General features: G+C 67.6%; 15 protein-coding genes. 10 read left to right on the top strand and 5 right to left on the bottom strand.

All coding sequences use genetic code 11. The features are described 5' to 3' along the window. Positions 1-717, top strand: coding sequence for a CbtA family protein (locus EV147_RS07465; RefSeq protein WP_130390461.1), 717 nt, complete (start codon positions 1-3; stop codon positions 715-717). A 60-nt stretch (positions 718-777) separates the two neighbouring features. Here the strand turns inward: EV147_RS07465 and EV147_RS07460 are convergent, their stop codons facing one another. Continuing rightward, complete coding sequence (locus tag EV147_RS07460; protein WP_130390460.1) at positions 778-1,680, bottom strand: 2OG-Fe(II) oxygenase; 903 nt, start codon at positions 1,678-1,680, stop codon at positions 778-780. Between the two features lie 271 nt (positions 1,681-1,951). On the opposite strand from EV147_RS07460, the gene EV147_RS07455 reads away from it, so the two are divergent. The 4 genes from EV147_RS07455 (at position 1,952) to EV147_RS07440 (ending at position 7,106) form a co-directional block, all read left to right on the top strand. After that, complete coding sequence (locus EV147_RS07455; RefSeq protein WP_235844622.1) at positions 1,952-4,174, top strand: alkaline phosphatase family protein; 2,223 nt, start codon at positions 1,952-1,954, stop codon at positions 4,172-4,174. Between the two features lie 71 nt (positions 4,175-4,245). Then, the gene (locus EV147_RS07450; RefSeq protein WP_235844621.1) at positions 4,246-5,631 is read left to right on the top strand and encodes a cytochrome-c peroxidase; all 1,386 of its coding nucleotides are present in this window, start codon (positions 4,246-4,248) and stop codon (positions 5,629-5,631) included. A gap of 7 nt (positions 5,632-5,638) precedes the next feature. Further along, a complete protein-coding gene (locus tag EV147_RS07445; RefSeq protein ID WP_130390458.1) occupies positions 5,639-6,274 on the top strand; it encodes a hypothetical protein in 636 nt (211 codons plus the stop codon). A gap of 76 nt (positions 6,275-6,350) precedes the next feature. Then, positions 6,351-7,106, top strand: a complete 756-nt coding sequence (locus EV147_RS07440) for an SDR family NAD(P)-dependent oxidoreductase (RefSeq protein WP_130390457.1) — start codon at positions 6,351-6,353, stop codon at positions 7,104-7,106. A 21-nt stretch (positions 7,107-7,127) separates the two neighbouring features. Here the strand turns inward: EV147_RS07440 and EV147_RS07435 are convergent, their stop codons facing one another. Both EV147_RS07435 and EV147_RS07430 read right to left on the bottom strand, forming a co-directional pair. After that, complete coding sequence (locus EV147_RS07435; protein ID WP_130390456.1) at positions 7,128-7,877, bottom strand: creatininase family protein; 750 nt, start codon at positions 7,875-7,877, stop codon at positions 7,128-7,130. A gap of 33 nt (positions 7,878-7,910) precedes the next feature. Continuing rightward, positions 7,911-9,197 carry an MFS transporter gene (locus tag EV147_RS07430; RefSeq protein ID WP_130390455.1) on the bottom strand — a complete coding sequence of 429 codons (1,287 nt, stop codon included), beginning with the start codon at positions 9,195-9,197 and terminating at the stop codon, positions 7,911-7,913. A 164-nt stretch (positions 9,198-9,361) separates the two neighbouring features. On the opposite strand from EV147_RS07430, the gene EV147_RS07425 reads away from it, so the two are divergent. From EV147_RS07425 to EV147_RS07410, 4 genes are all read left to right on the top strand, one after another. Then, positions 9,362-10,279 carry a LysR family transcriptional regulator gene (locus EV147_RS07425; protein WP_130390454.1) on the top strand — a complete coding sequence of 306 codons (918 nt, stop codon included), beginning with the start codon at positions 9,362-9,364 and terminating at the stop codon, positions 10,277-10,279. Positions 10,280-10,452: 173 nt separating this feature from the next. Beyond that, positions 10,453-11,649 (top strand): mechanosensitive ion channel family protein, encoded by a 1,197-nt coding sequence (locus tag EV147_RS07420; RefSeq protein ID WP_130390453.1) that lies wholly within the window; start codon positions 10,453-10,455, stop codon positions 11,647-11,649. A 168-nt stretch (positions 11,650-11,817) separates the two neighbouring features. Continuing rightward, positions 11,818-13,107: a dicarboxylate/amino acid:cation symporter gene (locus EV147_RS07415; RefSeq protein WP_130390452.1), complete on the top strand. Its 1,290-nt coding sequence runs from the start codon at positions 11,818-11,820 to the stop codon at positions 13,105-13,107. A 4-nt stretch (positions 13,108-13,111) separates the two neighbouring features. Further along, positions 13,112-14,029, top strand: a complete 918-nt coding sequence (locus EV147_RS07410; protein ID WP_130390451.1) for an amino acid ABC transporter substrate-binding protein — start codon at positions 13,112-13,114, stop codon at positions 14,027-14,029. A gap of 17 nt (positions 14,030-14,046) precedes the next feature. Here the strand turns inward: EV147_RS07410 and EV147_RS07405 are convergent, their stop codons facing one another. Both EV147_RS07405 and EV147_RS07400 read right to left on the bottom strand, forming a co-directional pair. Next, a complete protein-coding gene (locus tag EV147_RS07405; protein ID WP_198680182.1) occupies positions 14,047-15,297 on the bottom strand; it encodes a type II toxin-antitoxin system HipA family toxin in 1,251 nt (416 codons plus the stop codon). After that, positions 15,287-15,622 (bottom strand): helix-turn-helix transcriptional regulator, encoded by a 336-nt coding sequence (locus tag EV147_RS07400; RefSeq protein WP_130390449.1) that lies wholly within the window; start codon positions 15,620-15,622, stop codon positions 15,287-15,289. The genes EV147_RS07405 and EV147_RS07400 overlap by 11 nt, the downstream gene beginning before the upstream one ends. A gap of 296 nt (positions 15,623-15,918) precedes the next feature. Here EV147_RS07400 and EV147_RS07395 point away from each other — a divergent pair, with 296 nt between their 5' ends. Continuing rightward, a complete protein-coding gene (locus tag EV147_RS07395; RefSeq protein WP_130390448.1) occupies positions 15,919-18,225 on the top strand; it encodes an FdhF/YdeP family oxidoreductase in 2,307 nt (768 codons plus the stop codon). Positions 18,226-18,261 lie beyond the last annotated feature (36 nt).

Below are 18,261 nucleotides of genomic sequence, written 5' to 3'. Positions count from 1 at the left end.
ATGGTGAGAGACCTGCTGGTCCGCGGCATGCTCGCGGGCTTTCTGGCCAGCGTGCTGGCCTTCGTCTTTGCCCACATGGTGGGCGAGCCCCAGGTGGACCGCGCCATCGCGTTCGAGGAACAGATGGCCCACGCGATGGGCGGCAGCCATCAGCACGAGATGCCCGAACTGGTCAGCCGCGAGACCCAGTCGGGGCTGGGCCTGTTCGTCGGCCTTGGCGTGTTCGGCGCCGCCGTGGGCGGCCTGTTCGCGCTGGCCTTCGCCTACGTCTACGGCCGCATCGGAGCGCTGGGCGCCCGCGCCACGGCGCTGCTGATGGCCGGGCTGGGCTTCGTGGCCATCGTGCTGGTGCCGTTCCTGAAGTATCCGCCCAATCCGCCGGCCATCGGCGATCCGTCGACCATCGGCCTGCGTACCGGGCTGTTCTTCACGATGATCGGCCTGTCGCTGGCGGCCATGGTGGTGGCGGTCATCGTCGCCCGCCAGCTCGCGGCGCGCCGCGATGCCTGGCACGCCTGGCTGGGCGCGGGCGCGGTGTTCGTCGTGCTGGCGCTGCTGGGACACGCGCTGCTGCCCGGCATCGACGAGGTGCCCGACCACTTCCCGGCGACGCTGCTGTGGCAGTACCGCATGGCGACGTTCGGCATCCAGGCGGTGCTGTGGGGCGCGCTGGGGGTGATGTTTGCAGGGTTTGCGAAGGGCGTGGTGGAGAGGTAGGTTTTCTCCCACTCTGGTTTTCTCCGCTGTCCCACTGGGAGAGCGGAGAAAAAGCCGAAGCTACCCCTGCGCCGCCACGAACATCCGCTCCCGCATCCATTTCGTCGCCACCCACTTCTCCCCCCGCATGACTTCGGCTGCCGCGTGCAGCGTGCGGCCGTCGAGTTGCCCCTGGCTGTCGCAATACTCGAAGTACACCGCGTTGCCCTTGCGCGGCACCACTGACAGGCCGATCTCCGGGAACACCGTCTCGCCACCTTCGGCCACTTCGTTCAGGTAGATCACCAACGTGCTGACGCGCTGGCCGCTGCGGGCGATCGACGCCTGGTTGGCGGCATTGTTCGGCATCAGGAAGTCGAAGTGCGGGCGGCTTTGGGCGCCGGCGGTGTAGTGCAGCACCTGCAGACCCTCCCCATGCGCCACCGGCATCTGCATCAGCGCCGAGATCCGGGCGTCAAGCCGTGCCAGCAGCGGCGTTTCCGCCAGCCGGAAGAACATGCCCCGGCTCGTGCGGTCGGGGCTGACCACCTGTTCGCCGGTTTGCGGATCGGTGATGGTCGAGGCTGCGAGGCGAGGGCGCGCGGCGGCGATGAGCGAGTCGCACTCGGCATGGGTCAGCACCGCCTCCAGCACGGCCACCACGGGCTTGTCGTGGCGTGTCAGCACCGATACGTTGCGGTCGCCGCCATGCAGCACCGTGGCGCGCGGCAGCCGGGGTGCGGCAGGCTGCGGAGCCTGCCGGGCGATGGTCAGGCTGCCCTCGGGCATGGCCCCGCCTTCGCGCAGCACGCGCCCGAAGGCATCGACCAGATCGCGGGCTACCCCGGCGTCGAAGCGCTGCGCAGCCAGCGCGCGCACGATCTCGTCGGGCTGGCCGCCGCGCCGCAGCGCATTGACGATCCAGTCGCGCAGTTCGTTCGAGAAATGGACAGTGGCGAGTTGGCGGGCGGCGGTCGATGACATGGAGACGGAGGCAAGAACCTTTCAGCAGTTGAAAGGTGGCGGGCCCCGGATGGCTTCAGAAGGCCGCAAATATGCGCCAATCGGACGCTTCTGCCAACGGGGTCTGGCGCTGAAATATTCCGTAACTTGATGCGTCAACGCCGATACATGCGACGCAATCAAAACGTCATATTCGGCTTCTAGGATCGGGGCCGCTGCAGTCATGCCCACCATGACGCGGTGTCCTACCTCCCACTAAAAATTCTCGCCCTTGTCCAGGCGAAGCCAGAACATGCATCCAAAACACTCCAGCTTTGTACCGCTGCTGACCGCGCTCGCGGCGGCGGCCATGCTTGCCGCCTGCGGCGGCGACGACAACAACGGCTCCACCTCATCCGGCAACAGCGGCACCGGCGGCACCACGCCGGCCGCCACGGTCAGCGGCGTAGTGGGCGGCACCACGCTCAGGAACCCCACGGGCTTCGCGGCATCGTCGGCCAGCGGCGTCGACTACGCCAAAAGCACCACCGGCGATGACGTGCAGCAGAAGATCGTGCCCACCGTCTACGCCAACGCCACGGTCTGCGCCGACACCAACGGCAATGGCGCGTGCGATAACGGCGAGCCGTCCACCCGTTCGGCGGCCGACGGCAGTTTCAAGCTGACCACGGCGGCTGCGAGCCTCGTGGCCGTGGTCGACACCGATGCCACGTACACCGACGCCAGCGGCGGCACCGCCAGGGTGGCCGGCAAGATGGTGCTGCGCAGCGTGCCGGACCAGGCCGCCAACGGCGCCACGGTGGCGCTGAGCCCGCTGTCGACCGAAGTGGTGCGGCTGACCGAAGCCGAGCACCTGAGCGTGTCCGATGCCAAGGCAGCCATCGCGGCCCGCCTGAGCCTGACCGGCGGCACCGCCGACGTCACGGTCGCGCCCGACGACGTGCTGGCACTGCCCGCCAAGGTAGCCGATGCCCGCGCCTCGGCCGCGCTGTTGTCCGAAGCAAACACGCTCGCCACGCGCTACCAGCTGGCCTCGGCGATTCTCGACCGGGGCTACGCCAGCGACGCCGCCACCGATCCGGTGAGCACGATCCAGGCCGCCCAGGACGCCGCGTTCAACCCGGAAGGCATCCCGCGCTATGACCACCTGTTCGTGGTGGTGTTCGAGAACCACAGCAACCAGACCATCGACGACCCGGCCTATCCGAACTTCTACAAGTACCTGAACCAGGAAGGCAACAAGGCCGCCAACTACTTCTCGACCGGCAACCCGAGCGAGCCGAACTACATTTCGCTGGCCAGCGCCGACGACTGGGGCGTGGCCGACGACAACGCGTGGAACTGCCTGCCGGCCGGCGACACGGCCAACCAGCCCACCGATGTCTACGTGCCGCTGAACGCCTGCAACGCGGACACCAAGGTGCACAACCTCAAGGGCCGCCGCAACCTGTTCACGGCGCTCTACAACGTTGGCATGCCCACGCGTGTCTACAGCGAGTCGATGGACCCGGGCCAGGACCCGCGCCGCGACGGCGCCGGCAACGCGGCCATCACGGCCGTCAACGTGACGTCCGGGCTGGGCGCCACCGAGCCGATGATCGCCAGCCTGTACAAGACCAAGCACCACCCGGCGGTGAACTTCGACGAGGTGCGCAACCGTCCCGACTTCTTCCGGAACCTGAACCGCACGGTTGGCGGCGGCCAGTGGGATGCGGCCATCGATACCTACGCCAAGGGCAAGGGCATCACCTGGAACACCCACCAGTTCGAGGATGACCTCAAGAGCGGCGACATCGGCGCGCTGAACTACATCGTGCCGGACCAGTGCGACGACATCCACGGCACGGGTTCGGCGGTGGCGGACTGCACCAACGCCGCGGCCGGCATCAAGCGCGGCGACGCCTACGCCAAATACCTCGTCGAGACCATCAAGGCCAGCCCGGTCTGGAAGAACACCAGCCGGCGCTCGGCCATCGTCATGCTGTTCGACGAAGGGTCGAGCTTCTACGGCAGCTCGTCGTGCTGCGGCTGGAACGTGGGCGGCGGCGCCACCAGCGGCTGGCCGCTGGGCGAGGGCATCAACACGGCCGTGGCGCGCTACAACGGCGGCAACAAGGGCGATGGTCCCACCATCTTCTCGCTGCTGACCAACCAGCCGAACGCGCCGAAGCAGGTCATCGACTCCGACGCCTACAGCCACTTCTCGTTCGTGCGCACGATGCAGGACATGTTCGCGCTGGCTGACCCCGGCGTGGCCACGTCGTACATGAACCGCTCGAAGTACACCGAGAAGTACATCGCCCAGAACCTGGCCAACCTGGCCGAGTACTCGGGCAGCGCCAACACCCACTTCGACTCGGTCCGGCCGATGAACCACAAGTACGTGGTGCAGTCGGGCGATCTGGTCTCGGGCGGGGCGACGAAGGGCGTCAGCGGCAGCGGCTCGCTGAGCGGCGGCAACACGGCCGCGGGGCCGGATGCCACGCAGACCAGCATCTGGGCCATCAAGTCCTGATGCACGCGCGGCGGCGGCGGGCGCTCCGGCGCTTGCCGCCGCCATTCCGTCGCTACCGTTCTCCGAGCATCATGCGCTTTCCCATTCTCGCCGCCAGCCTGCTGGCGGCAGCGTGCGCGGCGTCACTGGCGGGCTGCAAGCCCTCCGACGCGGCATCGCACGCACCGGCCCACGCCGCCGTGCTGCCCAAGGCAGCCGCCGTGCAGGTGGCACATCCGGCCGCGCCGGCCCCGGCCAACCCGCTGACGCCTGCCGCGCAGGTCGGCGCCAGGCTGTTCTTCGATCCGTCGCTGTCGGGCTCGGGCAAGATGTCGTGCGCCACGTGCCACGATCCGAACCATGCGTTCGCGCCGGCCAACGATCTGTCCGTCCAGCTTGGCGGCAGCGACGGGCGGCAACCGGGCACGCGCGCCGTGCCCACGCTGATGTACAAGGAGTACACCAACGCCTACTCCGACACGTTCGAGAACCCCGACATGATCAGCGCGCCCGGTCCCGGCGGCGGCCTGACCTGGGACGGACGCGCCAACACCATCGCCGAGCAGGCGGCCATTCCGCTGCTGGCGCCCAACGAGATGGCGGCGGCCAGCAAGGCGGCCGTGGTCGAGGCGGTGCGGCGCGGCCCCCATGCCGGCGCATTCCGGCAAGCCTACGGCGCCCAGGCGTTCGACGACACCGAGCGGGCCTTTTCGCTGGTGGGCGCCGCGCTGCAGGCGTTCCAGGTGGAAGACCGCAGCTTCCATCCCTACAGCAGCAAGTTCGACCGCTACCGCACCAACAAGGTGGGCGGCGCGCTGACCGATGCCGAACTGCGCGGCCTGCGCGTGTTCCTCGATCCCAACAAGGGCAACTGCATGGCCTGCCACCTGCTGGGCGGGGGCAACGACGGCAGCCAGGACATGACCAGCGACTACTCTTTCGCGGCCATCGGCGTGCCCCGCAACCGCGAGATACCGGCCAACGCCGACCCGAAGTATTTCGACCTGGGCCTGTGCGGGCCGCTGCGCACCGATCATCGGCCAGGCAAGGACAAGGGCGCCAAGGAAACGTGCGGCATGTTCAAGACGCCGGTGCTGCGCAACGTGGCCACGCGGCACGTGTTCATGCACAACGGGGTATTCCATTCGCTGGAAGACGTGGTGCGCTTCTACAACACGCGCGACACGGCGCCCGGCAACTGGTACCCGCGCGATGCCAGGGGCCGCGTGAACAAGTTCGACGACCTGCCGGCGCAGTACCGCGCCAATCTCGACGGACAGATGCCGCTGGACCAGCGGCGCGCGGGCAGCAAGCCGCCGATGACCGATGCCGAGATGCAGGATCTGGTCACGTTCCTGAAGACCCTGACCGATGGTTTCGTGCCGCCCGCGCAGGCCGCCCGGCAGACCAACACCGTAGCCCGTGCCGCCGCCGAGTTCGCCGCAGGGCATTCGGGCACGCCCGTGCGCAACCCGTGATACCGAGATGAAAACGATCCAACTTTGCGCCGCCGTCGCCGGCGGCATCGCGCTGCTGGCTGGCTGCGGCCATCCCGACGCGGCGACCGAAGCCAATTTCCGTGCCGGACTGGAGCAGCAGCTCGCCGCGCATGGTGACCTCTGCATCGGCCGGCACGAGTGGCCGGTCGACGTGCCCGACCTGCCGGTGGCCGCCCAGATGCGCGACGGCATCCAGATGCCCGCGCTCGAACACGCCGGGCTGGTGGCGCACGTGCCGGCCGAGATGACGCTGAAGCATCAGGACGGGTCCAGCGAAACGGTCAAGGCGCTGCGCTACGGCCTGACCGACAAGGGCCGCTCGTTCGTCAACGCCCACCCGAAGACCGCGGCGCATGGCGCGGGAGAGACGCCCGACCTGTGCTACGGCCATGTGCGGCTGGCCAGGGTCACCGGCTGGGACAAGCCACAGGCGGCGCGCGACAACGCCGGGCGGCCCGTGACGACGGTCCGCTACACCTATACGCTCGACGCCGCGCCATGGGCCGGCGATGCGCGGGTCCAGCAGGCGTTTCCGGTGCTGGCCCGCGTGGTCAAGGGCAGCGGCACGATGGAACTGGCCCAGACGATGGTGGCGACGAGCGGAGGGTGGCGGGCGGAGTGATGAGCAACCCGCATACCCTCTCCCGCAACCCGGTGTACCATCGCCACCCGAACCCGTTAGATGCTGGAGAGCAACCATGATCGTATTCGTCACTGGCGCCACCGCAGGATTTGGCGCTGCCATTGCGCGCCGCTTTGCCGAAGCCGGCCACCGCGTCATTGCCGCCGGACGCCGGGAAGACCGGCTCGAAGCGCTGGCCGACGCGCTGGGCCGCGACAAGGTGCTGCCGCTCGTGCTCGACGTGCGTGACCGTGACGCCGTGGCCGCCGCCGTGGCCGGGTTGCCGGCCGGCTTTGCCGAGGTGGACCTGCTCGTGAACAACGCCGGGCTGGCGTGGGGGCTGGAATCGGCGCAGACCGCCGACCTCGACAAGTGGGACACGATGGTCGACACCAATATCAAGGGCCTGCTCTACATGACGCGCGCCGTGCTGCCCGGCATGGTGGCGCGCAACCGCGGCCACGTGGTCAACATCGGTTCGGTGGCGGGCGCCTATGCCTACCCCGGCGGCAATACCTACGGGGCGACCAAGGCGTTCGTGCGCCAGTTCTCGCTGAACCTGCGCGCCGACCTGACCGGCACGCGCGTCCGCGTGACGGACGTGGCGCCGGGGCTGGTTGGCGGCACCGAGTTCTCGTCGGTGCGTTTCGACGGCGACCAGTCGCGTGTGGAGAAGACCTACGAAGGCGCCGATGCGCTGACGCCCGAGGACATCGCCGAGACCGTGTTCTGGGCCGCGACGCTGCCCGCCCGCGTGAACATCAACTTCGTGGAAGTCATGCCGGTGACGCAGTCGTTCGGCCCGCTGTCGATCCACCGCGAGAAAGCCTGAGGGGCCTGCGCCCCTCCCGCATCAGGCCGGCACGGACTCGTTGGTGAACGCCGCGAGTTCGGTCAGCAGGCTGCGCGCGGCCAGTTCCACCAGGGCGCGGCCCTTCTCGGGCGTGGCCTGGCCCGGGTCCGAGCCCATGCGGCCATCGGGGAACCGGCCACGGAACTCCAGGGCCTCGCGGATCGGGCCCGACGGGGCGATCTTCGGCGCATAGTCGGCATGCTTGATCGTGTCCGGGAACGCGAACTGCGTGACCGCGATCTCCGACGGCGTGGCGTGCGCGCCGTGTCCGGTCGGGAACATGTCCCGCGCCAGCTCGTTCACCCCCTCCAGATCCCACCAGTTGCAGAGCTTCAGCGCAAAGCCGGCACGGCGCCCGGCGAAGCTCGACTCGGCATAGATCTCCGAGAACGCGGCCTCGATCGAGGCGACATTGCCGCCATGGCCGTTCAGGAACAGGATCTTCCTGAAGCCGTGGCGCGACAGCGAATGTACCCAGTCCATGATGGCCGCGATGAACGTGGTGGGCCGCAGCGAGATCGTGCCGGCAAAGCCCAGGTGGTGCTGCGCCATGCCGATGTTGAAGGTGGGGGCCACGAGGATGTCGCCCTGCGTCTCGGCCGCCCGGCAGATGATCTCGGGGCACAGCCAGTCCGTGCCGAGCAGGCCCGTGGGGCCGTGCTGCTCGTTCGAGCCGATCGGGATCACGATGGTCTGGCTGCGCTTGAGGAATTGATCGACTTCGGACCAGGTGGAAAGGTGCAGCAGCATGGGGTTCTCCTGTTATGGGGTGTAAAGCGCACGTCAGCGGCGCGAGGGAAGCTTGTTGGCGAGGATGATCAGCGCGGCGGCCAGCGGCATGGCGGCCATCACCAGGACGCCCGGGTGCAGGCTGCCGGTGGCGGTCTTGGCCCAGCCGATGATGGCCGGTCCCCAGAAGCCGCCCGACAGGCCGATGGTGTTGATCAGCGCGATGCCGCCGGCCGCTGCCGGGCCCTTGATGTACTCGGGCGGCATGGCCCAGAACACCGTGTAGGTCATCCACAGCGCCGTGGTGCCCAGCGTCAGCAGCGCCAGCGTCACGAACAGGTGGCCGTCGGCCAGCGTGGAGCCGGCCAGCAGCGCGGCACCGGCCAGCGCCGGCACGGCGGCGTGGTAGCGGCGCTCGCCCTTGCGGTCCGAGCGGCGGCCCATGTAGACCATGCCGATGGCGCCGCCCAGGTAGGGCAGGGCCGTGTACCAGCCCAGCTTCACGGTATCGGCCACGCCCTGCGCCTTGATCAGCGTCGGCAGCCAGAAGCTCAGCGCGTAGATGGCGGCGATCACGCAGAAGTAGGCCGTGGCCAGCACGTAGACCTTGGGGTCGCGCGCCACGGCGCCGAACGAGTGCTTGTGCGCGGCCGGCACCGCCAGTTCCTGTTCGAGCAGGCGCTTTTCGTCGGCGGTCAGCCACGTGGCATCGGCGGGGCGGTCCGGCACCAGCTTGAGCGCCAGCACGCCGAGCAGCAGGCAGGGCAGCCCCTCGACCAGGAACATCCACTGCCAGCCGGCCAGGCCGCCGTGGCCGGCCAGCGAGGTCATCAGCCAGGCCGACGCGGGGCCGCCGATGATGCCGCCGATCGGGCCGGCCAGGAACACGATGGCAATCGCCCGGGCCATGCGCTGCGGGCCGTACCAGCACGACAGGTAATAGATCATGCCGGGCGCAAAGCCGGCTTCGAACACGCCCAGCAGGAAGCGCATGGCGTAGAACGTGGGCACGTCGCGCACGAACATCATGCACGCCGAGGTGATGCCCCAGAGCACCAGGATGCGGCTGAACGTCTTGCGGGCGCCCACACGGGGCAGCATCAGGTTGCTCGGGATCTCGAACAGCACGTAGCCGATGAAGAAGATGCCGGCGCCCACGCCGTAGGCGGCGTCCGAGAAGCCGAGGTCGGACTGCATCTGCAGCTTGGCGAAGCCGATGTTGACGCGGTCCAGGTAGGCGAACAGGTAGCAGACCAGCAGGAACGGCAGCAGCCGCAGGTTGATCTTGTTGTAGAGGGCGGTGGTGCCGTCGAGGGCGCCGGGGTTCGACATCACTAACATTGCCAGTCTCCGAAGCGTTGTGATGGTTGTGGGATTGGCTTGGATAGTGGCAGCGGCTTAGACTTGCACCAACAGCAACAAAGTCCACACTTCGTTCTTGCCAGGGCAACGGCACGCGGCCACGCCGGTTCGAAGTGATTCATGATCGACATCGAGACGGCAACATGCGGGAAATCAATCAGCAACGGCTGCGGTACTTCCGCGAAGTCCTGGCGCACGGCACGATCCGGGGCGCTGCGGAAAGCCTGAACACGTCGCCCTCGGTGATCACGCGGCAGATCCGGCTGCTGGAGGAGGAACTGGGCACGACGCTGTTCGAGCGCCTGCCGCGCGGGGTGCGGCCCACCGAGGCCGCCGCCCATCTGCTGGAGTTCTGGCGCGGCTACCGCTCGCACCAGGAGAAGCTCGAAGACCAGTTGCACGCGCTCAAGGGCTTGCAGCAGGGCACGGTGCGGATCGTGCTGAGCGAGGGCTATGTCGACGCGCTGGTCAACGAGGTCATCGCACCGTTCTGCACCCAGTACCCGAAGGTCGATATCCGCATGGAGATCCTGCCCGTGGACGACGTGCTCGACGAGGTGGCCGAGAGCCGCGCCCATATCGGGCTGGCCTACAACCCGCCGCTGCATCCGCGCATCGAGCATCGGGCCAGCTCGGCCCAGCCCGTGGTGCTGCTGGCCCGCAACGGCCATCCGCTGGCGCTGCGCGGCGGCCCGGCCACGATCCGCGAGGTGCTGGAGTACCCGCTGGCGCTGATGCCCGAGTCCTACGGCATCGGGCACGCGGCGCGGATGCTGGAATTTGCCGAGAACATCTCGATCCGGCCCACGCTGGTCAGCAACTCGCTGGCGGCGCTCAAGCAGTTCGTGGCCAATGGCGATGCCGTGACGCTGATCGGCCAGTTCGCGGCCTACCGCGAGGTGGCCGCCGGCAGCCTGGCCACGGTGCCGATCGACCATCCGCTGTTCCGCGGCACCCAGGCGCGGCTGCTGGTCAAGGCCGGCCGGCCACTGCCCGCGGCGGTGCTCGAAGTGCTCGACTTCATCGAACGGCGGATGGGAATCTTCGCGCATGGGGACTGAGCGGGGCGTCTGAACCGGACCCATGGTGTTGGCCGCGCGTATCGGCGATGTGTGGCGGAAGGCGGGTTTTTGTATCGCCGTGTATGCCAGCGCACCGAAGCGGGCGGGGCGATCGGTCAAGGTGGCCGGTCCACCGCCACATTGCCGCCATTTGCCGGCGGCCGCGAGGTGCCATGTCCGGAGACATCTTCCGCATCGTGACCGGGCCAGATGGATCGCGCCATCTGTACGCCCAGACCGACAGCCTGCCGGTGGCCATCCTGCTGGTGGCCGGGCTGCTGCTCGCCATCGTGCTGGCCAGCGTGCTGTGCTACTACGTCACGCGCTGGGTCCTGCTCTGGGCCGTGGGAAGGCTGGCGCGGGGCGAGCACCGCAAGTGGCTGCGGGCCGCGGCCCAGCGCCGCGTGTTCCACCGGCTCGCGCCGATCGTGCCGGCGCTGATCGTCTTCCTGTCGGCGCCGCTGCTCTCCGGCCTCACGTTTCCGCTGATCGCCATGCTCGGCAAGCCGGTGGCCGTGCTGGCGGCCTGTTTCATGGTGGTGGCGGGGCTGCGCGCCGGGTTTGCGTTCCTGGCCAGCATCGAGGACCGCTACAGCCATTTTCCGCATGCCGCCACGCGGCCCATCAAGAGCTTCCTGCAGGTGGCCGCCATCGTGCTGTACCTGGTGGCGTTCATCAGCATCGTGTCGCTGCTGCTGGGGCGCTCGCCGGCGTACTTCCTGACCGGCGTCAGCGCGATGACGGCGCTGCTGATCATCGTGTTCCGCGATTCGCTCCTGGGCTTTGTCGCCAGCATCCAGTTGGCCGCCTACGACATGCTGCGCATCGGCGACTGGATCGAGGTGCCCGGCTACGTGGCCGATGGCGTCGTCACCGACATCGCGCTGAACACGATCAAGGTGCAGAACTTCGACAACACGATCATCACGCTGCCGAGCTATGTGCTGCTGACCAACGGCGTCAGGAACTGGCGCGGCATGCTCGAAGGCGGTGCGCGCCGGGTGCGGCACAGCATCCCGGTGGATGCCGACAGCGTGCGCTTCTGCGACGATGCACTGCTGGCGCAACTGGCCAGCCACGCGGAACTGCGCGTGCCGCTGACGCCGGAGCCCGGCGAGCCACGCCTGACCAACCTGGGCCTGCTGCGCCGCTACATGCTGGGCTACTTCCGCCAGCATCCCGCCATCCGGCAGGACCTGCCGCTCGTGGTGCGCCACGTGCAGTCGGTCAGCCAGGGCCTGCCGCTCGAAGTGTTCCTGTTCGTCAACGACACGCGCTGGGAGCGTTTCGAGCAGATCCAGTCGGACCTCTTCGATCACATCTATGGCGTGCTGCCGCTGTTCGGCCTGCGGGTCTGGCAGAAGCGTTAGCGTTGGGCACCATCCGCCACCCGGCGCGTGCGAGGTGCTACCGGCGGCACCCCGGGGCGCCGGGAGTGCATCCGGGTTTGCGTAGCGATTTGCGTTTTGGCGCTTCTGCGACCTATGGTTATCCACGTGCCCCGGCGCGGGAGCCATCGGTCCATCCCTGGAGACGCCATGAGCAAGTCAAGTATCACGACCTGGATCCTGATTGCGATGGTGCTCGGCGCCGCCGTGGGCTACGCGTGCAATACCGCGTTCCCCGACCCGAAGGTGGCCAAGGACATCGCCGGCTACATCTCGATCATCACCGATGTGTTCCTGCGGCTGATCAAGATGATCATCGCGCCGCTGGTGTTCTCCACGCTGGTCATGGGCATTGCCCACATGGGCGACGCCAGCACCGTCGGGCGCGTGGGCGTGAAGGCGCTGGCCTGGTTCATCACGGCCTCGCTGGTCTCGCTGACGCTGGGGCTGATCATGGCCACGCTGCTGCAGCCGGGCATCAACATCGGCCTGCCGCTGCCGGACGTGGGCGCCGCCACCAACCTCAAGACCAACGCGTTCACGCTCAAGGATTTCATCTCGCACCTGGTGCCGAAATCGGTGGCCGAGGCGATGGCCAACAACGAGATCCTGCAGATCGTGGTGTTCTCGATCTTCTTCGGCACCGCCATTTCCACGCTGGGCGAGCGCGGCCAGCGCATGGCCGCCGTGATCGAGGATCTGGCGCAGATCATGCTGAAGATCACCGGCGCGGTGATGTGGATGGCGCCGCTGGCCGTGTTCGCGGCGATTGCCTCCACGGTGACCACGCAGGGATTGGGCATCCTGATCACGTTCGCCAAGTTCATGGGCAGCTTCTATCTGGCGCTGTTCGTGCTCTGGGGGCTGCTGGCGCTGGCGGGCTTCGTGTTCCTCGGCCGGCGCGTGTTCGAGCTGATCCGGCTGATCCGCGAGCCGTTCCTGCTGTCGTTCTCGACGGCCAGCTCGGAAGCGGCCTATCCCAAGCTGCTCGACTCGCTCGACCGCTTCGGCGTGAATCGTAAAATCTCCAGTTTCGTGCTGCCGCTGGGCTACTCGTTCAACCTGGACGGTTCGATGATGTACTGCACGTTTGCGGTGCTGTTCATCGCCCAGGCGTACGACATCCACCTGCCGATGGCCACGCAGATCACGATGCTGCTGTTGCTGATGCTCACGTCCAAGGGCATGGCCGGGGTGCCGCGCGCCTCGCTGGTGGTGATCGCGGCCACGCTGAACCAGTTCGGCATTCCCGAGGCGGGGCTGTTGCTGATCATGGGCGTGGACCAGTTCCTTGACATGGGCCGCTCGGCCACCAATGCCGTGGGCAACTCGATTGCCGCCGCCGTGGTGGCCAAGTGGGAGGGGCAGTTGACCACGGGGCCGGTGCCCGAGACGGAAAAGGACATTCCCGGCACCAAGCCCGAATCGGCGGGAGCCTGACGCGATGCGCGCGTGGCGCCTTACCCTCCCGGCGGTGCTGGCGGCATGGCTGGCCGTGCTGGCGCCGATGGCGGCGGCCCAGACCACCGCGCCCGAACCGGTGGTGCTGGCCGGCACGCTGAAGAAGGCGCGCGACACCGGCACGCTCGTGATCGGCTACCGCGAATCGTCGCTGCCGTTCTCGTACCTTAACCAGGCAAAACGGCCGATCGGCTACTCGATCGATATCTGCCAGGCCATCGTCAGCGCCGCCGCCGCCGAGATCAGCCGGGAACTGGCCATCCGGTGGGTGCCGGTGACCTCCGAAAACCGCTTCGACGCGATGACCTCGGGCAGGATCGACCTCGAATGCGGCTCCACCACCCGCAACGCCGAGCGCATGCGCACCGTCGCATTTTCTCCAGTTATTTTCGTGGCCGGCACCAAGCTGATGGTGCCGCGCAACTCGCCGATCAAGGCGTTCCGCGACCTCAAGGGCAAGACCGTCGTGGCCACCGCCGGCACGACCAACGCCGATTCCATCGAGCAACTGTCGCAGCGCTTCAACCTGGGCGTGAAGCTGATCCGCGCCCGCGACCACGCCGACGCGTTCGAAGTGCTGCGCAACGGCGGCGCGGCCGCCTATGCCGGCGACGATGTGCTGCTGTACGGCTTCCTGGCCCGCGCCGACGCCGGCAAGCAATTCGTGGTGACGCGCGATTTCCTGTCCTACGACCCCTACGGCATCATGCTGCGCCGCGACGACCCCCAGTTCGCCAGCGTAGTCGACAACGCCGTGCGCCACCTGATCACCTCGGGCGAGCTGGAACGACTCTACAAGCAGTGGTTCCTGAACCGCCTGCCCACCGGCGAACGGCTCGGTATTCCCATGAGCGCCCAGCTGGAAGACATCATCGCGGCTACGCCGCAGGCGCCGGAGTAGGCGGCGGAGGTGGAGGATCAGAGCGTCTCGGGCAGCGGCGCGAAACAGGGGCGCCACGCGTCCAGGGCTGCGCCGTCCAGCCCCTCATCCCGCAGGGTTTGTTCCCAGTCGGCTTGCACGGTGTGCTCGACCCGTTCGAGGATCTCGCGCGCCTGCGCCCGGGTCAGGCCAAAGACCTCGCAGTCGCTAAGCAGGTTCTCGCGGGTCCCCACTGCGCCATGCTGGCCGATTCCCAGTGCATGCTCCTTCCTGCGGGTCGCGTGGTGGCGCGGCACCATGTCGTAGGCGGGGGACAGCGCATAGAATCCGGGAGTGTCAGCGGCCAGGAACCCGTGGTTGCGCTCGTGATCGTCGGTATTCGAGATGCAGCAGTTGAAGACCATCCGGTGGAACAATTCCCGTTGGTCGGCGGCGGGCTCCTCGCTAAAACGCGCCATCTCGCGGGCCAGCCGGGGATAACTTCCCGGGAAGCTGTATGCCTGTACCTCGACATTGCCATGAAAAACGGTCTGGGCGCTCAGGAACCCGTCGCGCCGCCATCCGGTGCCATCCGCGACGAGCGCACGGTCGAAGCGCTCGACAAGCAGGATGTCATCCTCCACGACGCGGGCATGAGCGGTGTCGATGCCGCACGCCCGCGCGAGCTTGAGCATCGCGTTTTCGATGCGGGCCATCGGCGCACCGTGGTCTTCGCGCGCCGGGAACTTGGCGATCCACTGCTTGCCGCCATCCATAATGGTCAGCTTCGGCCGCGCGCCACCCAGGTTGGTGTTCGGCTGCACCAGCCCTCGCAGGACGGGGTCAGGTTCTCGCTGAAGTGCCATGCCGAGCAGCACCTGCCGCGCCGGCTTCAAGACATCGAGTTCGGGCAGGACCGGTCGCTCCGGCGGCGCCTCGCGCGACGCGCTGAAGCCCAGGTTGCCGATATGGTCGCCATTGCCGTTCAGCAGGTAGCCTGTTGCGTCTTCCTGCCGGCCCCACATCCGGTCGATGACGAAACGGCCCCAGTCGTCGGGCATGGCGTCGCGCAGCGCTCCGAAGAAGCCGCCAAGTGCAACGGTCTCGTAGGTGGTGTCAGCGAGCCGCAGATGCAATGGATCGAGCGCCAGCGCGTCGGGGTTGGCCAGATAGGAGCGTCCGTAGACAAACCGGCCCAGGAAGCGGGGAAGTCCGGCGTCCCGCGCCAGCCGCGCATGAACGAAGCGTCCCGCCAGCGTTGGTTCGGTATCGCGGGGAAGCCAGGCCCAGACCCAGACTTCAGAAGTCATTGTCCAACCCCTTGCGTACCCGCACCCGCCGTTCGCCGGGCTGGTACTCCAGCGCCGCGCCTTCGGCGTCCAGCGCGGTATCAGCGATGAGGTCGATCTCACGGTCGAGCCCCATGACCCACAGCGCGCGCGCATAGGCGCCGATCGCCGTATCGGGGCTGCCGCGCTCGATCGCTTCGATCGTGGAGCGGGACAGCTTCGTGCGGGTGGCGAGGTCGACTTGCCGAAATTTCCGGCGCAGGCGGGCATCACGGATCCGCGCCCCGAGCATTTCAAGGCGGGCGGCAACTTCGGGCGGCAGTGGAGAGGCGCTGTTGCGTGGCATAACCAGCAATATCGTACTTAATGCTGTCTATGGCAAGCACGATGGAGAACCCCTTGCCGTTCTTGACGTTTTTTATGCCGTGCACTCCTGAATCCGGCGTCCCATGCACAAATAACAAGCACAGTTCCGGATTTGTGCACTGCGTTGTCACAAACTGTACTCTTCTGGTCGTCGTCCCTCTGTACGTCCCCCGCGTCACATGGCGCGCTTAGGCTTCCAGCTATCGCTGCGAGCGTCCGGATAGACACGGAAAACCGGGCCGGGCACTCGGGCTCTTTAGCTGGAAGTCGCCCCCGATGAGTACCCCGACACCCGAAAAGGGACACGTTGCCCCGTATACGCACCCGGCCGCTGGCTGGGGCGCGCTCAAGCAGGTCGCCATCAACCTGGTCAAGGAAAAGGTTGCCGGCGGCAAGTACAAGACGCTGTTCAAGCAGAACCAACCCGATGGCTTTGACTGCCCCGGTTGCGCCTGGCCCGATCGCCAGCATGCGTCGACCTTCGAATTCTGCGAGAACGGGGTCAAGGCCGTGGCCGCCGAGGCCACCAGCAAGCGCGTGACCAACGAGTTCTTCGCCCGTTACACGGTGGCGGAGCTGATGCAGCAGTCGGACTACGAGCTGGAGCAGCATGGCCGCCTGACGCATCCGGTGCGTTACGACGCCGCCACCGACAAATACGTGCCGGTGGAGTGGGACGAGGCGTTCCGCCTGGTCGCCGCGCACCTGCAGCGGCTGGACAACCCCGATGCGGCCACGTTCTACACGTCCGGCCGGGCCAGCAACGAGGCGGCATTCCTGTTCCAGTTGTTCGTCCGGATGTACGGCACGAACAATTTCCCAGACTGCTCGAACATGTGCCATGAGGCCACCAGCCGGGGCTTGCCGGTGACGGTGGGCGTGGGCAAGGCCACGGTGCTGCTCGACGATTTCCAGCTGGCGGACACGATCATGGTCTGGGGCCAGAACCCGGCCACCAACCATCCGCGCATGCTCAACGAGCTGCGCGACGCCTCGAAGCGCGGCGCGACCATCGTCTCGGTCAATCCGCTCAAGGAGCGCGGCCTGGAGCGCTTTGTCAGCCCGCAGCACGTGACCGAGATGCTGGGCGGCGGCGGCACGCAGATCGCCTCGATGTTCGTGCGTCCCACGCTGGCAGGCGACTTCGCGCTGCTCAAGGGCCTGGGCAAGCGCGTGATCGAACTCGACGACGAGGCCGTGGCCACGGGCGGCAAGCGCGTGGTGGATATCGATTTCATCCGCGAGCACACCGCTGACTACGAGGCCTTCGCCGCCGACCTGCGCGCCGAAAGCTGGGCCGACATCGTGGCCGAATCCGGCGTGCCGCGTGCCGACATCGACGCGCTGGCCGACGTCTACGTCAGGAGCGAGCGCACGATCATGTGCTGGGGCATGGGCCTGACGCAGCACAAGCAGTCGGTGCGCACCATCCAGCTGCTGTCGAACGTGATGATGCTGCGCGGCAATATCGGCCGCCCGGGCGCCGGCCTGATGCCGGTGCGCGGCCATTCGAACGTGCAGGGCGACCGCACCATGGGCATCGAGGAGCAACCCGATGCCGCGTTCCTGGACCGCCTGGGGCAGGTATTCGACTTCGAGCCGCCGCGCGAGCACGGCCAGGACGTGGTGGCGGCCATCGCCGCGATGCTGGAAGGCAAGGTCAAGGTGTTCGTGGGGCTGGGCGGCAATTTCTCGATCGCCACGCCCGACACGCCGCGCACCTGGGAGGCGCTGCGCCAGTGCGACCTGACCGTGAACATCGCCACCAAGCTCAACCGCAGCCACCTGGTCATCGGCCGCGACGCGCTGCTGCTGCCGACCATGGGCCGCACCGAGATCGACGAGCAGGACGGCGTGGCGCAGGGCGTGACCGTCGAGGATTCGGTCTGCATGGTGCACATGTCGTACGGCATGAACAAGCCGGCCTCGCCGCACCTGCTGTCCGAGACGATGATCGTGGCGCGCATGGCTGAAGCCACGCTTGGCACCGCGAAGGTGGACTGGCGCTGGTACGCGCAGGATTACTCGCGCATCCGCGACGCCATCGAGAAGGTGATTCCGGGCTTCGAGCGCTTCAACGAGCGCGTGGCGCAGCCGGGTGGCTTCCATCTGACCCCGGCCTCGCGCAACCGCGTCTGGCGCACGGCGTCGGGCAAGGCGCAGTTCCTGGTGCACGCGATCGACCGCGACACGCCGATCCAGCGTGCCCGCCAGCAGTACGGCGACGACCTGATGGTCATGATGACCACCCGTTCGCACGACCAGTACAACACCACGATCTACGCGCTCGACGACCGCTATCGTGGCGTGTTCGGCCTGCGCCGGGTGATCTTCATCAACCGTGCCGACCGCGAGCGCCTGGGGTTTGCAGAGGGCGAACGCGTAAATGTCACGAGCGTCTGGGAAGACGGCATCACGCGCCACGTGCAAGACTTCCTGCTCGTCGACTACGACATTCCGGCGGGCTGCCTCGGCGCCTACTACCCGGAGACCAACCCGCTGGTGCCGCTGGAAAGCATCGGCGACCGGTCGGGCACGCCCACGTCGAAGTCGATCCCCGTGCTGCTGCAACGCGCGGGCTGAGCGGGCGACATTGGGTTGACACGCCGGACAGCGGGA

This window comes from Cupriavidus agavae (genome assembly GCF_004217045.1).
Classification (GTDB): domain Bacteria; phylum Pseudomonadota; class Gammaproteobacteria; order Burkholderiales; family Burkholderiaceae; genus Cupriavidus; species Cupriavidus agavae.
The sequence above is the reverse complement of the archived record's forward strand: the minus strand, read 5'-3'. Positions and strand labels throughout refer to the sequence as shown.

Excerpts from the sequence above, each read along its gene's own strand:
- EV147_RS07465 (WP_130390461.1), top strand. The coding sequence starts at position 1 with ATGGTGAGAGACCTGCTGGTCCGCGGCATGCTCGCGGGCTTTCTGGCC.
- EV147_RS07460 (WP_130390460.1), bottom strand. The coding sequence starts at position 1,680 with ATGTCATCGACCGCCGCCCGCCAACTCGCCACTGTCCATTTCTCGAAC.
- EV147_RS07455 (WP_235844622.1), top strand. The coding sequence starts at position 1,952 with ATGCATCCAAAACACTCCAGCTTTGTACCGCTGCTGACCGCGCTCGCG.
- EV147_RS07450 (WP_235844621.1), top strand. The coding sequence starts at position 4,246 with ATGCGCTTTCCCATTCTCGCCGCCAGCCTGCTGGCGGCAGCGTGCGCG.
- EV147_RS07445 (WP_130390458.1), top strand. The coding sequence starts at position 5,639 with ATGAAAACGATCCAACTTTGCGCCGCCGTCGCCGGCGGCATCGCGCTG.
- EV147_RS07440 (WP_130390457.1), top strand. The coding sequence starts at position 6,351 with ATGATCGTATTCGTCACTGGCGCCACCGCAGGATTTGGCGCTGCCATT.
- EV147_RS07435 (WP_130390456.1), bottom strand. The coding sequence starts at position 7,877 with ATGCTGCTGCACCTTTCCACCTGGTCCGAAGTCGATCAATTCCTCAAG.
- EV147_RS07430 (WP_130390455.1), bottom strand. The coding sequence starts at position 9,197 with ATGTTAGTGATGTCGAACCCCGGCGCCCTCGACGGCACCACCGCCCTC.
- EV147_RS07425 (WP_130390454.1), top strand. The coding sequence starts at position 9,362 with ATGCGGGAAATCAATCAGCAACGGCTGCGGTACTTCCGCGAAGTCCTG.
- EV147_RS07420 (WP_130390453.1), top strand. The coding sequence starts at position 10,453 with ATGTCCGGAGACATCTTCCGCATCGTGACCGGGCCAGATGGATCGCGC.
- EV147_RS07415 (WP_130390452.1), top strand. The coding sequence starts at position 11,818 with ATGAGCAAGTCAAGTATCACGACCTGGATCCTGATTGCGATGGTGCTC.
- EV147_RS07410 (WP_130390451.1), top strand. The coding sequence starts at position 13,112 with ATGCGCGCGTGGCGCCTTACCCTCCCGGCGGTGCTGGCGGCATGGCTG.
- EV147_RS07405 (WP_198680182.1), bottom strand. The coding sequence starts at position 15,297 with ATGACTTCTGAAGTCTGGGTCTGGGCCTGGCTTCCCCGCGATACCGAA.
- EV147_RS07400 (WP_130390449.1), bottom strand. The coding sequence starts at position 15,622 with ATGCCACGCAACAGCGCCTCTCCACTGCCGCCCGAAGTTGCCGCCCGC.
- EV147_RS07395 (WP_130390448.1), top strand. The coding sequence starts at position 15,919 with ATGAGTACCCCGACACCCGAAAAGGGACACGTTGCCCCGTATACGCAC.